General features: G+C 42.0%; 13 protein-coding genes. 4 read left to right on the forward strand and 9 right to left on the reverse strand.

Features of this window, described 5'->3' with window-relative positions; translation table 11 throughout:
- Positions 1 to 26: 26 nt before the first annotated feature.
- Positions 27 to 1,799, forward strand: a complete 1,773-nt coding sequence (locus ACSFVZ_RS18215; protein ID WP_295509107.1) for an ABC transporter transmembrane domain-containing protein — start codon at positions 27 to 29, stop codon at positions 1,797 to 1,799.
- Positions 1,800 to 1,878: 79 nt separating this feature from the next.
- Here the strand turns inward: ACSFVZ_RS18215 and ACSFVZ_RS18220 are convergent, their stop codons facing one another.
- Positions 1,879 to 2,511 (reverse strand): YiaD family glycine zipper/OmpA-like lipoprotein, encoded by a 633-nt coding sequence (locus ACSFVZ_RS18220; RefSeq protein ID WP_135922873.1) that lies wholly within the window; start codon positions 2,509 to 2,511, stop codon positions 1,879 to 1,881.
- Positions 2,512 to 2,590: 79 nt separating this feature from the next.
- A complete protein-coding gene (locus ACSFVZ_RS18225; RefSeq protein WP_281547141.1) occupies positions 2,591 to 3,370 on the reverse strand; it encodes a substrate-binding periplasmic protein in 780 nt (259 codons plus the stop codon).
- Positions 3,371 to 3,493: 123 nt separating this feature from the next.
- Between ACSFVZ_RS18225 and chrA the strand changes: the two genes are divergently transcribed.
- Positions 3,494 to 4,630 carry a chromate efflux transporter gene (gene chrA, locus ACSFVZ_RS18230; protein WP_253039409.1) on the forward strand — a complete coding sequence of 379 codons (1,137 nt, stop codon included), beginning with the start codon at positions 3,494 to 3,496 and terminating at the stop codon, positions 4,628 to 4,630.
- On the opposite strand, the gene ACSFVZ_RS18235 is transcribed toward chrA, so the two are convergent.
- From ACSFVZ_RS18235 to speA, 4 genes are read right to left on the reverse strand one after another with little or no spacing between them, the layout of a single operon-like run.
- Positions 4,627 to 5,877: a mechanosensitive ion channel family protein gene (locus tag ACSFVZ_RS18235; protein WP_135922876.1), complete on the reverse strand. Its 1,251-nt coding sequence runs from the start codon at positions 5,875 to 5,877 to the stop codon at positions 4,627 to 4,629. The genes chrA and ACSFVZ_RS18235 overlap by 4 nt on opposite strands.
- Positions 5,874 to 6,797: a 1-acylglycerol-3-phosphate O-acyltransferase, YihG family gene (gene yihG / locus ACSFVZ_RS18240; protein ID WP_135922877.1), complete on the reverse strand. Its 924-nt coding sequence runs from the start codon at positions 6,795 to 6,797 to the stop codon at positions 5,874 to 5,876. Before yihG (ACSFVZ_RS18240) ends, ACSFVZ_RS18235 begins: the two co-directional genes overlap by 4 nt.
- Positions 6,798 to 6,826: 29 nt before the next feature.
- On the reverse strand, positions 6,827 to 7,705 hold the full coding sequence (yihG, locus tag ACSFVZ_RS18245) for a 1-acylglycerol-3-phosphate O-acyltransferase, YihG family (protein WP_138558483.1): 879 nt from the start codon (positions 7,703 to 7,705) through the stop codon (positions 6,827 to 6,829).
- Between the two features lie 21 nt (positions 7,706 to 7,726).
- The gene (speA, locus tag ACSFVZ_RS18250) at positions 7,727 to 9,607 is read right to left on the reverse strand and encodes a biosynthetic arginine decarboxylase (protein WP_135922879.1); all 1,881 of its coding nucleotides are present in this window, start codon (positions 9,605 to 9,607) and stop codon (positions 7,727 to 7,729) included.
- A 198-nt stretch (positions 9,608 to 9,805) separates the two neighbouring features.
- Here speA and speE point away from each other — a divergent pair, with 198 nt between their 5' ends.
- Positions 9,806 to 10,669, forward strand: coding sequence for a polyamine aminopropyltransferase (gene speE / locus ACSFVZ_RS18255; RefSeq protein ID WP_135922880.1), 864 nt, complete (start codon positions 9,806 to 9,808; stop codon positions 10,667 to 10,669).
- 51 nt (positions 10,670 to 10,720) lie between these two features.
- Here the strand turns inward: speE and ACSFVZ_RS18260 are convergent, their stop codons facing one another.
- The 3 genes from ACSFVZ_RS18260 to ACSFVZ_RS18270 form a co-directional block, all read right to left on the reverse strand.
- On the reverse strand, positions 10,721 to 12,322 hold the full coding sequence (locus ACSFVZ_RS18260) for a methyl-accepting chemotaxis protein (protein ID WP_435559369.1): 1,602 nt from the start codon (positions 12,320 to 12,322) through the stop codon (positions 10,721 to 10,723).
- A gap of 74 nt (positions 12,323 to 12,396) precedes the next feature.
- Positions 12,397 to 13,626: a hypothetical protein gene (locus tag ACSFVZ_RS18265; RefSeq protein WP_421967710.1), complete on the reverse strand. Its 1,230-nt coding sequence runs from the start codon at positions 13,624 to 13,626 to the stop codon at positions 12,397 to 12,399.
- Positions 13,613 to 14,230, reverse strand: a complete 618-nt coding sequence (locus ACSFVZ_RS18270) for a methylamine utilization protein (protein ID WP_138558480.1) — start codon at positions 14,228 to 14,230, stop codon at positions 13,613 to 13,615. Before ACSFVZ_RS18270 ends, ACSFVZ_RS18265 begins: the two co-directional genes overlap by 14 nt.
- A 159-nt stretch (positions 14,231 to 14,389) precedes the next feature.
- Here ACSFVZ_RS18270 and ACSFVZ_RS18275 point away from each other — a divergent pair, with 159 nt between their 5' ends.
- Entirely contained in the window at positions 14,390 to 16,432 is a 2,043-nt protein-coding gene (locus tag ACSFVZ_RS18275) for a glycoside hydrolase family 97 protein (protein ID WP_435559370.1), read from the forward strand.
- The last annotated feature ends 80 nt before the right edge of the window (positions 16,433 to 16,512 follow it).

Genomic DNA, 16,512 nt, shown 5'->3' on the forward strand with positions numbered 1-16,512 from the left:
ACCCTATTCACCAACAAGAATCTAGCATGTCTAACAATAAAGAAAAGGCCGCATTTAGCAGCTTATTACCGATTTTAGCTTTTATAAAACCCTACAAATGGGTAGTGTTTGCAGCGCTTTGCGCCTTGTTGCTTACCGCCGGAGTCAATTTATCTCTTGGACAAGGTGTTAAATTTGTTATTGATCATGGTTTTATTGCAGGCTCACAAGCTCAGCTACAGCAAGCAGTGATGGTATTGATTGGTTTAATTAGCTTATTAGCGGTAGGTACTTTTTGTCGCTTTTATTTAATGTCATGGATTGGCGAGCGAGTCAGTAACGATATTCGTAAAGCCGTGTTTGACCGCATCGTTACATTACACCCAAGCTACTTTGAAGAAAACCGCAGCGGCGAGCTGATGTCGCGTCTGACCACTGATACCACCTTGTTGCAATCTATTATAGGTTCCTCTTTTTCGATGGCATTACGCAGTAGCTTAATGCTCATCGGTGGCTTGGCTATGCTACTTATCACTAACTTAAAGCTAACCCTTGTGGTTGTTGCTTGTGTGCCTGTGGTATTACTGCCGATGATGATTTTTGGCCGAAAGGTACGAAAACTCGCAAGCTCAAGCCAAGATGCCATTGCCGATATCAGCACCTACGCAGGCGAGATCATTCAAAATATAAAAGTCGTGCAAAGTTATAGTCATGAAGAGCGTGAAAAAGCAGCATTTAACGAAGAAACCAACAAGGCGTTTCAAGTAGCAAAAAGCCGCATCAAACAGCGCTCGTTTTTGATTGCCGCGGTGATATTTCTGACCTTTAGTGCCATTAGTGTGATGCTTTGGGTTGGCGGCAGTGACGTATTAGCTGGCACCATGACAGGTGGTGAGCTCGGTGCTTTCGTGTTTTATGCGATTATGGTGGCGATGTCTGTAGCAACGGTTGCCGAAGTGTACGGTGAGCTACAAAGAGCCGCAGGTGCAGCAGCGCGATTATTAGAGCTACTTGCCGTTGAAAGCATGATCAAAAGCCCAGATAAAAATCATGATGCACAACTTGAGACAAACAAGCTTAATCACCCTGCTATCGAGTTTAATGATGTGTCTTTTCATTACCCTTCAAGGCCAGATAAAGCCGCTTTAAATGCGCTTAACTTACAAGTTAAACAAGGGCAAACTGTTGCAATCGTTGGCCCATCGGGCGCTGGTAAAACAACATTGTTTGAATTACTGCAACGTTTTTACGACCCAAGCTCAGGAAGTATTTCGCTGGCGGGCATAGACATAAAAGCACTCTCTCTTGATTGCTTACGCCAGCAAATGGGGATGGTGGCACAAAACCCAATTTTATTTAGCTCAGACGTAATGCACAACATACGTTATGGCAACCCAAACGCCACTGAGGAGCAAGTATATGCGGCGGCTAAATATGCTCATGCCGATGAGTTTATTAATCAACTTCCTGATGGCTATCACAGCTTTTTGGGGGAGCAAGGGGTCAGGCTCTCTGGTGGGCAAAAACAACGTATAGTACTGGCGCGAGCAATTTTAAAAGACCCTGCCATTTTATTGCTTGATGAAGCAACTAGTGCACTCGACGCACAAAGTGAATTTCATGTACAAGCTGCCCTTGAGCATCTAATGAAAGACAGAACAACCCTGATTATTGCCCATCGTTTGGCAACAGTTAAACATGCTGATGTGATTGTCGTAATGGATAAAGGAGAAATTATTGCAACGGGTACGCATCAACAGTTGTTTGAGACTAACCCACTGTATAAACAATTGTGCGAATTACAGTTTAATCGAGATTAATTAAGCGAGTCGATATAAGAAGAGAAATGTCAGGTTTGAAAGGGCATATCAAACCTGACCACAAATCTAGATGTAATATCTAACCTTGTGTATTCGGTACGATCTGAATTTCTACGCGGCGATTTAAAGCACGACCATTAGCTGTATCGTTGCTCGCTACAGGGCGCGTTTCACCATAGCCTCGCGTGCTGATGCGTGCAGATATGATCTGATGATTAACTAAGTAATCTTTTACACTTTGCGCACGTTGCTGAGATAACGTCATGTTGTAGCTATCTTTACCCGTGCTGTCGGTATGGCCTTCAACACTTAAGTAGGTTTTTTCATACTTGTTCATCACTTGCGCAATTGCATCAAGAGTACTGTGAAAACCCGACGAGATATAAGATTGATCAGTCGCAAAAGTAATGTTTGATGGCATTACTAAACGAATATTGTCGCCTTCACGAACCACTTCAACACCAGAGCCTGCTAGCTCATCGCGAAATGCTTCTTCTTGTTTATCCATGTAATCGCCAACTGCTGCACCTGCTAATGCACCAATTGCAGCACCAATGAAGATACGTTTATCGTCATGGTCGCCTGTTGCTTTACCTAATACAGCGCCAGTTGCTGCACCGATTGCTGCACCTTTACCTGTGTTAGTTGTTTCACAACCCGTTAATAAAACGGCCAAAACGCCCACTGTTAAAACTGATTTACTAATAGTCATGTGTCTCTCCATGGCAATATTAATTTCGAATTATTATCCATTATAATTAAACAACAATGAACAAACTATGAAGAAAGAGTTAATTATCAATAGCCGCAGCTGAAACAGCCGGTAAGTTATATTCCGCCACTATTTTTGTTAGGCGACCATCGAGAACTAGGTTGTTCAGTTGAGTTTGAATCTTTTGAGCAAACTCAGACTTAGCAAATTGCTTACTTAATGCTAAGTGCCCAAAAATCACATCATCAAAACGATACGACATCTTTTTTACACTTTGTGATGGCCTTTGCAAAATGGCTGCTGAATGATCCGCTGTTTCCTCAACAGCAATGACCAAATCAACTCTATTCTTCAGTAACATTTCAAAGGCATTGTGTTCACTTAAGGCTTCAACTTTGGTGAGTGTTTTATCTTTATCGAAACGAGAAAAATGGGCCGCTCCTCGCATTACCGCAATGCGTTTACCAACTAAATCTTGATAGTTATTTACTGCAAACTCGCTATCAGCTTTTGCATAAAAAACAAAGGAAGATGACAACATCATGTAGGGTGGGGTTAAAAATTGCATTTTTTGCTCACGAGCCTCTGTGCGGATAAGCCCGCCCATCACATCTAGCTCATTTTGCTCGAGCATTTTTAAGCAGCGCGAAAACGGGCAAGCGACAAATTCAAGTTTCATGGGAAGGCTGCTTTGCATTTCGCGCATGATATCGACTATCGCCCCACTAACTTGGCCTGACTCTGATACCATGCCGTAAGGCGGCGCATGATCAACAGCCACCACAACTTTTTCAAAAGTAGTTGCAAATGCAAAGGAGCTAGCCAGTAGTAACAACAAACTTGTAAAATACTGCTTCATAGTGATACTCATAACTACGTTCACTCGTTTTCTATATTGTAGACGGCCTAGTGTCATAAAAACCACAAAAATGTCATACAATTTTGTCATAATAGAAACAACTATCCTGTAACGGCAAAAGTAATGTTATTTGTTATCTTTAAACAATTCTTTTTATTGGGCTGCATGAGCTTTGGCGGCCCAGCTGCACATCTTGGTTACTTTAAACGTCATTTTGTTGATAACTTAAAATGGCTCACCGCTGAGCGCTATGCGCAACTTATTAGCCTAAGCCAAGCGTTACCTGGCCCCGGATCAAGCCAAGTTAGCTTTGCAATGGGGGTTGAAAAAGGAGGCTTATTAGGTGGCCTATGTGCTTTTATTGGCTTTACCCTGCCCTCATTTTTAATTATGTTCTTTTTGGCTCTTAGTGCTCACCAATTTGGTGATATTTACTTTGCGGTGATAGCCGGGCTTAAACTCTTTGCGGTGGTGATTGTTGCCGATGCAACCTACAGTATGGCAATGAGCTTTTGCAAAAACCACTTACACAAACTTATCGCGGTACTGAGCACGGTTGCGCTGATTGTGTTTTCACAGTTATCGAGCCAAATTATAGTACTTATTGCAGCAGCAGCCTTAGGTTGGTTTTATCCTCAACTTAAACTACCAGAGAATCAACAACACAAATCAGTCAAAATTGCTTGGTTACCGCTTGGTTTATTTACTGTTTTGTTACTGGTTAGCTTTTTACCTTTAGGTGAGTGGTTTTCTGTGTTTGCCCCATTCTATCAAACTGGCGCCATGGTCTTTGGCGGCGGTCACGTTGTGTTACCCATTTTACAAGCGGGTGTGCCGAGTCTTGAAACCGAGCAGTTTTTATCTGCTTATGCCAGTGCGCAAGCCATACCAGGGCCAATGTTTACCATAGCCACATACTTAGGCGCACAGATTTCTCCAAATACGCCACTCATAGGTGCGATTGTTGCTACTTTACTAATCTTCTTACCTGGCTTTTTATTAATGTTAGCGTTTATGAAAAGCTGGTTACAATTAGCTGATAAGCCACGCTTTGCGGGTAGTATCGCAGCATTAAATGCCGCCGTGGTAGGTTTTTTAGCCGCCGCCCTTTATTCACCAATTTGGCAGTCGGCAGTGCAAAATCTGTGGCAAGTAGGCTTGGTAGTTGCCGCATTTACTTGGCTAAGAATGGCAAAGCCACCAATTTGGTGGCTATTGTTAGGCTTTATTGCTTTTAGCGTACTGATTGGTCAGTTTTAAGCTTTTTCGCGCGGAGGATTAGCAACCTTAATACTTGGCTTTAGCCCTGTTTGTGGCTCACTCGCACTTATCTGGCCTGTAACACTCTGATAAGGTCTAAGCGCGAAAATTGGCAACACTGCAAGTAGATGATCCATTATCTCTGCTTGCAAGTGCTCATAAGAAATCCAGCGTTTGTCTTCACTAAAACAATAGAATTCGATTGGTAAACCATGGTTCATTGGCTGTAGCTCACGCACCATCAGGGTTAAATCACGATTTATTTTTTCATGCTGCTTAAGATAACCTTCTGCATAGCGACGAAATAAGCCAAGGTTGGTTACCGGATCTGGCAAGCTAGAAACACGAATATAGTCATGCAGTGGAATAGCTGTGTCTATTTGCTCACGAAACGCATCGTCAACTAAGCGAATACTATTCATATCGATGTTTAAAGAGCGTTTGATACGACGACCGCCAGACTCTTGCATGCCACGCCAGTTTTTAAATGACCCAGCAACCAGCATGTAGGTTGGAATGGTTGTAATGGTGTTATCCCAGTTACGCACTTTAACCGTGTTTAAGCCAAGGTCGATAACCTCACCGTCAGCACCATAGCTATCTACTTGGATCCAATCACCATAGGTCACTAAACGGTTAGCTGCAATTTGAATACTGGCGACAAAACCCAAAATAGTATCTTTAAATACGAGTAAGGTCACTGCCGCTATTGCACCAAAGCCTGAGAGAATATAAGTTGGCGACTTCTCCAGCAAAATACTCACAATGAGAATGGCGCAAACCATAAAAGTGATCAGTTTAACAACTTGGATTAACCCTTGAATCGGAATGTCTCGAGCAAATTCAAGTTGATTATAAATACCGCCGGCAATGCTCACTACACTACTTAAAATGAAGCCACCATAAATAATGAGCGCAACTTGACCTACTGTTTTTAAAACGAGTGCAGCAACATCATGAACAGGATAAACATAATCGAAAGTTGCTAAATAAAGGACACAGCACAAAGCACCAGCAAAGCGGCGATTTAGTTTATTGAGCATTGGTGCAAGCGCACCAATACGCTCAGGTGACAGACGAGTAACGACCTTTTGAATGCCTGGCAACAATAAACGACGGGTAAACATATAAATTAATAGTAATGAGCCAACGCCGATAGCTGTCGCCGTTAATGCACTTACAAGTGTCGCGTCTGGCATTGATTCAAACCAAGGCATCACTAATTCTTGCAGGTGAGTTTGCTTCATGGCGCTTCAACCTCTTTATTGATATTAGCAATGTAATCCGCTTCTTTAGCCTGATGATAACTTAGTAGCTGCGCATCTTTTTGCAACCATAAATTATTGACATACTGTTGAAAAGTCGTTCTAAATGCACGATCGTGCTGATAATCGCCAATCATATCTGCGCTAATTGCTTGTAAATGCACATCCACTTTAATCACGTTTAAGCGGCCACGCATCAGGTTACGACAGATGTGATCACCCTCGCCTTGATAAATAATCGAGGTATTTAATAATGCATCAAACTGCTCACCTAACACCTCAAGAGCAAAGGCAATACCGCCCGCTTTAGGCTTTAAAAGGTAACTAAATGGGCTATTTTGCTTTTTGTGTTTTTGGCACGTAAAGCGTGTGCCTTCAACAAAGTTGATAATAGTTGTTGGATGATTACGAAAGTCGCGGCAACTGCGCTTGGTACGCTCAACATCAAGGCCCTTTAACTTTGGATTTTTTGCCAATTGCGCTTTACTAACCCGCTTCATAAAAGGCATGCCCATGGCCCATGCACCAGTGCCAATGAAGGGCACATATTTTAATTCATCTTTTAAGAAAAACTTTGGTGCGGGTAAAACATCTATCGCACTAAGTACGACAATATCTAGCCAGCTCATATGATTAGAGATAAGTAAGTACCAACCATCCCTACTAACGCTGCCTTGAATATTAATATCGATATTCTCACAACCTAACCACAGTGCTAAGCGGTTACCTTTACACCAACCTCGATAAGCACCGTGCAGAATATCGCTAACTACTTTAAATGGCAGTAGTAATTTAAGCACACCAAAAAGCAGCACAAGCGTGCCCCAAATAATTACGTTGGCAAACAAAACAATGCTTACTAGAACGCCTGTTAACCAATTTGGTAAAAACTTCTTTAACATATGTGTGCTCTCGAGTACGTCAACTGCAACTACTTCGCGTGTGTTTTAAACTCTGCTAGTTGCTGATTTTTTTCATCCCAGAGACGATTAAGTTCAGCTTGAAAGTTTACTCTAAAATCAGCGTCGCCTGTATAATCACCAATTAAATTAGGGCTCACTTCCATGACTTCAACCTTCACATCAACCTGCTTTACACGCCCACTAGCAAAGTCCACAAAGCTAGGTATGCCGTCTGGGTAATGAATAGTTACATTCACCACTTTAGAAATTTGCTCACCCATTGCTTGCATCACAAACGCAACCCCGCCCGCTTTTGGCTTTAATAAATGCGTAAATGGACTATTCTGACGCGCGTGCTTATCAGCAGTGAAACGCGTACCTTCAACAAAGTTAACGATACTTACCGGCATTTCTTTAAATTTTTCACATGCTTTACGTGTGGTTTCTAAATCTTTACCGCGCAATTTAGGGTTTTTCTTTAATTGTGATTTGCTAGTGCGGGTCATGAATGGAAAATCCAGTGCCCACCATGCAAGACCTAAGAAAGGTACGTATATTAGCTCTTTCTTCAAAAAAAAGTTCAAAAATGGGATGCGACGATTAAATACACGCTGCATCACAACAATATCTACCCAGCTTTGATGATTAGCGATAACTAAATACCAGTCTTTCGCTTTTAGTTGCTCAAGACCCGTTACGTTCAGCTTATATGAAGCAAATAGATTTTGATTAATACTGTTACAACTCACCCACATAGTGGCGCATTGCTTCGCTATCCAGCTCATGAGCTTTTGTAACGGTTTGATTGGTATGAGTTTAATCACACCACAAATAAAGATAGGCACAAACCAAAAAAGTGTATTAAGGGTGTAAAATAAAAAACTGAACACACAACGGATCATGGACATTACTACTTATTCCTTTAACGCTTAATCTTCAAAATACGTGTAGCCAGCAAGGCCTGCATTTAGTTCTGATAAATATTGTGCCTTAGATTGCTCATCAATTGCCAGTGAGTTAACCCGTTTTGCAAAGTTTTCAGCAAGGATGTCGCTATCATAATCAACAAACTTTAATACGTCCTTAACGCTGTCACCTTTAATTGCGTTGGTTAACTGATAGCCTGCATCTGTTAACTCTACATGCACTGAGTCTGTGTCGCCGAACAGGTTATGTAGATCACCTAAAATTTCTTGATAAGCACCCACTAAGAACATCGCGATGTGGTATTGCTGGCCTTGCTTGTACTCAGGAATAGGTAAACTGCTCTCAATACCTGTACCTTCAACATAGTTACGAATTTGACCATCAGAATCACAGGTAATGTCTTGAATAATAGCGCGTTGCGTTAACGGCTTATGTAAGTTTTCAACTGGCATTACAGGAAATAACTGTTGAATACCCCAAACATCAGGCAGTGACTGGAATAATGAGAAATTAACAAATAGCTTGTCAGCCAGTTTTTCGTTTAAATCATCTAATACTTCACGGTGGGCACGGGCATTTTCACTGAGAGAAGCACGAACACGGTGTAAGATAGTGAAGTACAACTGCTCTAACTTCGCCCACTCAATCATAGTCAGCAAACCGTGAACGTATTGATCATGTGCTTCACTAAATAAGTGCATTGCATCGTGATAAATTTCTAGTGCCATGCGCGGAGTTAACCGCTGTAAGCACTGCCACATTTCATCGAGCACCAATACACTGCCAGCCTCAGGCGCAGCTGGGTTTGCATGGTTAGGTGCACGTTCAACATCGATAACATCAGTAATTAATACCGCGTGATGCGCAGTTAACGCGCGGCCTGATTCAGTAATAATGGCTGGGTGTTTAAGGTCATGTTGTTGGCACACTTCAGCAAACGCATTAACGACATTACGTGCATATTCATCGACACTGTAATTCATTGAACACGAACTACGAGAACCAGAACCTTCGTAGTCAACACCTAAACCGCCACCTACATCCACTGTATTAAGTGGTACACCTAACTGCGTTAACTCAGCAAAGTGACGAGCACATTCACGCAATGCACGGTGAATATCACGGATATTGGCTATTTGAGAGCCAATATGAAAATGCACTAATTGCATTAAATGGAGCTTATTACGCGACTTAAGTAGCTCAACAGCAGACAACACTTGCCCTGCAGTTAAACCAAACTTACCTTTTTCACCACCGGTATTTTGCCATTTACCTTTGCCAACCGAGTTTAAGCGAATACGAATACCAATCGATGGCTCAATGCCTAAGTCATCAATTTCAGCTAGTAAAGTGGTTAGTTCAGAGAGCTTCTCAACAACAATGTGAACCTTGTGACCCATACCTTGACCAATACAGGCTAAGCGTAAAAACTCACTGTCTTTGTAGCCATTACAAACAATAGTAATTGGTTCTTTGGCTACGCCTAAAATCGCCATAAGCTCAGGTTTTGAGCCAGCTTCAAGGCCAACTAAACCACTTGGGTGAGCAAGTAATTTGCTAACAACAGAGCGTTGCTGGTTTACTTTTATAGGGTAAACACAAGTATACTCGCCCTGATAGTCCCGCGCTTGACGTGCCTTGGTAAATGCACTTGTTAAAGTGCCAACACGATTTTGCAAGATATCAGTAAAGCGCACTAATACAGGCAAAGTAAGACCTTGCTTTTTAAATTGTTCAGTAAGCTCAGACAAAGATATCGCTGACTTTGTTTGATCGCCATCAGGATAAGCAACCAGCTCACCTTGTGCGTTAATATCAAAATAGCCGTCACTCCAATGAGCAACATTATATGTTTCGCGTGCTTTGTCTAAACCCCAAGTCATGGCAATGTCTTCTGTAATTTCAATAAATATAAACGCACATTTTAATACGCCCGAGCTGCCCACGCTAACAAAAAATGCACTCTATGCCAAAGTGATAAAAAATATTCGCTATACTGATTAAAATTTGATTGAGCAATTGGCCAAGCACTGGCAGAATTGCACCCCTTTTTTACCATTAACCAAAAGTGTATAAGCAAGATGGCCAATTTAGATCAAAACAACTGGTTTACTGAAATTAGTGACCGTGATGGTAGCGCCTTTTCACTACGCATAACTAAAAAGCTTGATGAACAGCAATCACCATTTCAAAAAGTAGAAATGTACGAGACAACTGACTTCGGTAATCTTATGATTATTGATGGTTGTACGATGGTAAGTAGCCGTGAAAACTTTTTTTATCACGAAATGATCAGTCATCCAGCATTGCTTGCACACCCAAACCCTAAAAACGTTGTGATTATTGGTGGTGGTGACTGCGGTACTTTACGCGAAGTATTAAAACACCCTGGTGTTGAAAGCGTAACACAAATCGATATCGACGAAGTTGTGACGCAAATGTCACTTAAGTACTTCCCTGAGCTATGTGAATCAAACCAAGATCCTCGCGCTACAGTGATGTTTGACGACGGCATTAAATACATGCGTGAAGCAGCGCCTGAATCAATCGATGTGGTAATTGTCGATGGTACAGATCCAGTTGGCCCAGGCGAAGGTTTATTCAACCATGCTTTCTATACCAGCTGTTTAACTGCACTTCGCCCTGGCGGCATCTTAATTCAGCAAAGTGAATCACCACTTATGCACATGCCACTATTAGTAGAAATGCGCGACGCAATGAAAGAGGTTGGCTTTGTTGACCTACAAACACTACCTTTCCCACAACCTATCTACCCAAGTGGTTTATGGTCAGTGACGCTTGCTCGTAAGTCAGAAGCGTTTGCAGGTTTTCGTGAAGACGATGCAAATACACTCGCGCAAAGCACAGAATACTACAATGCAGGTATTCACCATGGTGCATTAGCAACACCAAATTATATGAAACGTGCTTTTGAGAAAAAGTAAGCGTTTTAGTTAGATGTAAAAAAGGGCTCAATTGAGCCCTTTTTTATTGCATTAAACCTTAAACCGATTCACTAAATGATTGAGTTCATTAGTTAGTTGAGTCATCCTAGTTGCCACTTCTTGGGTTGAACTTGCCAGCCCGCCCCCTTGCTGAGTTTGATCATTTAAGTCAGATAAGTTTTGACTGATTTCATCAGCAACAGCGGTTTGCTCTTCGGTGGCTTGTGCCGTTTGCATTGCCATATCATTAACTTTTACAGATGAGTCTTGCATGGCATTTAAAATATCATTCGTTTGCGCGAAAGATGCTACTGCCTCGTCAGCAAAACGTTTACCCGAGTTAATAGCTTGCAATGACTGCTCAACACTACCGGCAAACTGTTCAACCATTGTTTGAATGTCATTGGTACTTTCTTGGGTTCGCGTAGCGAGTGTTCGCACTTCATCGGCCACTACCGCGAAGCCGCGACCTTGCTCTCCTGCCCGAGCTGCCTCAATTGCCGCATTAAGTGCAAGTAAGTTAGTTTGCTCGGCAATCGCACGAATAACCTCAAGCACCTTGGCAATGTTGTCTGAACTTTGCTGCAACTCCGTTGAGCGCTGGCTGGCGTGTTCCATATTTTCTGACAACGCTGTAATTTTACGGCTCGAATTATCTACGGCTGTTAAACCTTGTTTAGCAAGCTGCTGTGAGTTATCGGCTTCATGGGATGAGTTTTGCGCTACATTGGCTACTTCACGGCTTGCCACACTCATTTCATGTACAGCACTTACAATAGACTCAGATGCTTGACTGAGCTTTTGATTTACTTGATGGTTTTGATTAGCGAAATTGCCTAGATCGTTACCAAGCGTATTAAGCTCTTTTGCCTGTTCTAAAATATCTTTAATTAGCTGCTGCAAATTATCTAAGAAGCGGTTAAATGCAGTTGCCAGTTCGGCAAATTCATCTTGGGTTTTAACATTTATACGGCCAGTTAAATCACCATCTCCTGAGGCAATTTCGTTAATCCGTTCAGTGACAAAGTTGATCTGCTTTGTAAGCTGACGTGGTACAAAATAACTAAACCAACCCGCCACAGCTAAAACCACTGCAATCATCACCATAAGCATAACTTTAAAGCCCATGATTTTAGCCATCAATCTTTCTGTTTCGTCTTGCGACGTTTTTTCAGCTACTTCACCCGCTTTATCTAAAACATCACGTAGTTCAGAGAAGGTTTGTTCAGCCGCTTGTTTTTGCGAAGCGTTAGCTGGGCTGTTGATATAAGCTGTTGAGGCTTTGTACCAAGCATCAAACGCGCTATCAAAGTTGCGGAATTGCCCTACAATCTCTGCATAAGGTGACATATAAGATAAGTATTGCTTAAAACGATCTTTCACTTGTTCAGCATTCTCTTGATGTTCAGTAAGCTGGCCTTTATCACCCTTCAATTGGGTAACAAGTTGCAGCTCTGCCACTTTGGCTTGATACAAGTCTCGATCAGCATTAACAACCACAGAGACAGCCTTTAAAAAACGTTCTGACTGTGCATCAATGGCTTCTTCTTGAAGGTTAATTAAATAGGTATAGCCCGCAATTAGGAGAATTATGGCAATACCTAATAACGCGATTGGTAACGAACTTTTGACGCGAATGCTTTTTAACTTCATACATTGTCCTAATTCAAAATCTAACCTACCCACTCTTTAGAATGGTAGTAGAAAAACGATAAAAGTGTATGAAATTAAAATTGCCATCCCGCTGAAAGTTGAAATTGCTGCTGCGAGTTATGCTCATTAAATCCCATACCGGGTCTATTTTGAGCGTCACTGCTCAGCACTGAATATTCAGCACCTACTTGCCACTTGTTTGACAGTTGATAGCGCCAACTTGCGGTTAAAGCTTCTCCACGACTTTGGTTAGGATCAAATTGCCAATCATCATGATCACTTACCTTAAAGTAATCATACCTAATTGTAAGACGGTGCTGGTCTAACTTGTGGCTTAATAAAACAAAATGGCTGTAAAAATCGTTATCTATCCCACGGTATTTACCCATTGCGGTTTTGCCATCTAACATCTGAACAATAATGCGTGTTTGCTGATTGAACTTATACAACCATGCCGCACTTAAAAAACGTGTATCCCACGCATACTGACCTGTACGGGTATTTAAAGCACCAGGGTCACCGTTATTGTCATAATAATAAACGCGAAACTGTGACCTTTTTTGATAATCCCAATGCATACCTAAATAATATCCAAAGCGACCATCTACTTCTTCGAAAGGCTCAACATAGTCAGCTTGCTTATCTAGCTGCGCCCATTCGAATGAATATGGAATAGCAAAGTCGATTTGTTCATTAAACGTGGTTTGCCTATCATGCATAGCGAATCCTCGCCATGACAGCAGCGTTCCTGCAGGGTCGTTACCTTTAAAAACAGATGCAAAGCCTTCAAAACTGTGGTTACTTCTAAACTGACGACCTGGGCGTTTAATACTGGCCTCAAGACCAAAGGCACGCACCTCTTCCCCTATCCACGTATTAATCGCTGAGTTAGTATAGTTATAGGGTGATATCCAGCCACTTTGCGGATTCTCTAGTGACATTTTTGGATAAAAGCCACCCGCTTTAACAGCCCATTTATAGCGACTTGCTGTGAGAGGCTGATACTGTAAATAGGCCTGACTAAAACCTACGGTTAGTTCAGGATCAGGATGAGCGTTAAGCACTGTATGCGCAGACCAATCTCGGCTTAATTCAAAACGACTACTAAGCATAGCTTGGGATATCACTAAACCATCATGCTCTTGGTCATAACGGTACAAACCAATTCCTTCTCGCTGATAGCTCAACAGTTGGTCGCCACGCACAGCCGTCACAGTTACCAAGCCATCATGCTCAGCAAATGCCAGCGCAGGTAACCCCAAAACACTAACCAATGCCAAGGCTTGCCAGTTATTCATAATCATCAAACTCATCGTTGTTTAATTCTAATTTTGGTAACAAAGTTTGCTTTAATTTGTAGCTAAATTGACTATTAGAGGTGGAAATTTCTATCGTTTCTGGCGAACTAATATCGTTAAAGCGATCATGCCAAACCGCCAATATATGAGGCCCTTCAGGTAGTGGTAAATTTACAATACCCTGTTTGTCTGTTTGCCCAAATACAGTGCCATCAACCACAACAATATAGCCCAACATCCAGTCATGAATATTACAGCCAAGTTCTACAACGCCCGTTTGCGCAAAGTTAATCGGTTGTTCTGGTTTATCATGGTAAAGCTTTAGCTCAAATTGCTTCGTTTTAGAAAACGAGTAAACATGATGCATGATTGAATCAAGGTTCGGAAATTCAACATTCGCTCCTTTTGGTACAACCAAGACATGAGGAACAAACGCACGTTCCTGCTGGCTCATAGTGTAATGAGTATCAGGCAAAGTTAGCTGCTGAGAACCTTTTAACCAAACAACCGCATTTTTGACCGGTTGATTCTGCTTATCCACTATTTGTATTTGCTGCGCCAATAAAGCTTGGCTAAACAATAGTAGTAGCAACAGGGTTATTCTTATCATTTTTTAAACCTTTTTCAGTATAGGGCCTGATATCACAGCACTCACTTTGTTGAATACGTATGCAGATCTCTCGTATTAACTGGCAAGTCACTTTATGCTTGAAGCATGTATGTGAATACGTGACAACAATCCATAACCATAAGCCGCCAAGGAACAACAATGCGATTAACTGCCTTAATGTTAGCAGCCTTTTCAGGTACTTGCCTAGCACAAACCACAACCGTCAGTTCACCTGATGGGCAGATCAAAGTAACCATTTCTGATGAACAACACACACCTAGCTACGAAATCAGTTTTGCTGGTAAACAAGTCATTGCTAACTCAGCGTTAGGTCTTGTTTTTAAAGAACAACCGGCAATGAGCGAAGGTTACAAAATTAGCAGCCAAACCACTGACTCTGTAAAAAGCAGCTGGGAACAACCTTGGGGTGAACGCCAAACAGTGGTTGATAACCATAACGAAGTCGCTGTTACCTTTAAAAAGCCACAACCACAAGGTGGCACATTTACAGTACGTTTTCGCGCTTTTAATGATGGTGTCGGCTTTCGATACGAATTACCAAAGCAAGCTGGTTTTGATGATGTAGAAATCACCAAAGAGCTTACTGAGTTTGCAATTACAGACTCATCAGATGCAACGGCATGGTGGATACCAGCGCGTGGTTGGAACCGTTATGAGTATGTTTATAACACCACGCCACTACATAAAGCTGCACTTGTGCACACACCATTTACTTTAAAAAATAAAAATGGTGTACATATCAGTATTCACGAAGCAGCCCTTGTTGATTATGCCGGCATGGTTTTAAACCAACGTCGTGATGGTACTTTCCAAGCCGATTTAACACCTTGGTCAGACGGCGTAGCGGTTAAAAAGCACGGTGCATTTAATACCCCTTGGCGTACAATTCAAATTGGTGATGAAGCCGTTGATTTAATCAACTCAGATATCATCTTAAACCTGAACGAACCAAATAAACTGGGCGATGTTTCTTGGGTAAAACCGGGTAAATACGTAGGTATTTGGTGGGGTATGCACATCAATGAAAATACCTGGGGTAGCGGTAAAATTCATGGTGCAACCACTGAGAATACCAAATATTACATGGATTTCGCGGCTAAATATGGCTTCGATGGCGTACTAGTCGAAGGCTGGAATATTGGCTGGGATGGCGACTGGTTTTATAACGGTGATGTATTTAGCTTTACTCAACCTTATGATGATTTTGATATTGAAGAGCTGGCACGTTACGGCAAAGAAAAAGGCGTACAACTAATTGGTCATCACGAAACCTCAGGTAACGTAACAAATTATCGTAACCAAATGGAAGATGCATTTGCGCTATACGAAAAATCAAATGTAAGCCAAGTTAAAACAGGTTACGTAGCCGACGGTGGTAACATCAAACGCGTCGATGAGAACGGCATTGTCCGCAAAGAGTGGCACGACGGTCAGTTCATGGTAAACGAGTACCTATACAACGTGAAACTTGCTGCTGAGCATAAGATTAGTATCAATACGCATGAGCCAATAAAAGATACCGGCCTACGTCGTACATACCCTAACTGGATTGCTCGTGAAGGTGCCCGTGGCCAAGAGTTTAACGCATGGGGTACACCACCAAATCCACCTGAGCATATTCCAATGCTTGCTTTCACACGTATGCTTGCAGGCCCTATGGACTTCACGCCGGGTATTTTTGATATGAGCTTTAACGGTTTAGGTGCCGATACCAACCGCCCGCAAACAACCCTAGCGAAGCAATTAGCGCTATATGTTGTAATGTACAGCCCAATTCAAATGGCCGCAGATTTACCACGTAATTATTTAGCGAAGCCAGATGCGTTCCAGTTTATTCAAGACGTACCAACTGATTGGCAGCAAAGTATTGCACTACAAGGTGAAGTTGGCGATTTCGTTGTATTTGCACGTAAAGAACGCAAGCGTGATCAATACTCAGGTAACGACTGGTATCTAGGTGCTGTTACAGACGAAAAAGCCCGCACGCTAGAAGTGAAATTAGACTTTTTAGATAAAGGTAAAAAGTTTGAAGCGCAAATCTACCGCGACGGTGACAAAGCTGAGTGGGTTAATAACCCTTACGACTTAAAAGTAGAAAAACGCATTGTAACTGCTGATGATAAGCTAACGTTAAAGCTTGCCACCAGTGGCGGCACAGCGATTCGATTTAAAGCAATGTAAGTTGCTAGTACTTCATCACACAAGTTCTGACTAGTTGAGGGCACCATAAGCCCTCTCAAGTTTTTCACGAGCTGATTCAA

Source organism: Pseudoalteromonas nanhaiensis, assembly GCF_051235485.1.
In the GTDB taxonomy this organism is placed as follows: Bacteria; Pseudomonadota; Gammaproteobacteria; order Enterobacterales; family Alteromonadaceae; genus Pseudoalteromonas; species Pseudoalteromonas lipolytica_C.

Excerpts from the sequence above, each read along its gene's own strand:
- ACSFVZ_RS18215 (WP_295509107.1), top strand. The coding sequence starts at position 27 with ATGTCTAACAATAAAGAAAAGGCCGCATTTAGCAGCTTATTACCGATT.
- ACSFVZ_RS18220 (WP_135922873.1), bottom strand. The coding sequence starts at position 2,511 with ATGACTATTAGTAAATCAGTTTTAACAGTGGGCGTTTTGGCCGTTTTA.
- ACSFVZ_RS18225 (WP_281547141.1), bottom strand. The coding sequence starts at position 3,370 with ATGAAGCAGTATTTTACAAGTTTGTTGTTACTACTGGCTAGCTCCTTT.
- chrA (WP_253039409.1), top strand. The coding sequence starts at position 3,494 with ATGTTATTTGTTATCTTTAAACAATTCTTTTTATTGGGCTGCATGAGC.
- ACSFVZ_RS18235 (WP_135922876.1), bottom strand. The coding sequence starts at position 5,877 with ATGAAGCAAACTCACCTGCAAGAATTAGTGATGCCTTGGTTTGAATCA.
- yihG (WP_135922877.1), bottom strand. The coding sequence starts at position 6,797 with ATGTTAAAGAAGTTTTTACCAAATTGGTTAACAGGCGTTCTAGTAAGC.
- yihG (WP_138558483.1), bottom strand. The coding sequence starts at position 7,705 with ATGTCCATGATCCGTTGTGTGTTCAGTTTTTTATTTTACACCCTTAAT.
- speA (WP_135922879.1), bottom strand. The coding sequence starts at position 9,607 with ATGACTTGGGGTTTAGACAAAGCACGCGAAACATATAATGTTGCTCAT.
- speE (WP_135922880.1), top strand. The coding sequence starts at position 9,806 with ATGGCCAATTTAGATCAAAACAACTGGTTTACTGAAATTAGTGACCGT.
- ACSFVZ_RS18260 (WP_435559369.1), bottom strand. The coding sequence starts at position 12,322 with ATGAAGTTAAAAAGCATTCGCGTCAAAAGTTCGTTACCAATCGCGTTA.
- ACSFVZ_RS18265 (WP_421967710.1), bottom strand. The coding sequence starts at position 13,626 with ATGATTATGAATAACTGGCAAGCCTTGGCATTGGTTAGTGTTTTGGGG.
- ACSFVZ_RS18270 (WP_138558480.1), bottom strand. The coding sequence starts at position 14,230 with ATGATAAGAATAACCCTGTTGCTACTACTATTGTTTAGCCAAGCTTTA.
- ACSFVZ_RS18275 (WP_435559370.1), top strand. The coding sequence starts at position 14,390 with ATGCGATTAACTGCCTTAATGTTAGCAGCCTTTTCAGGTACTTGCCTA.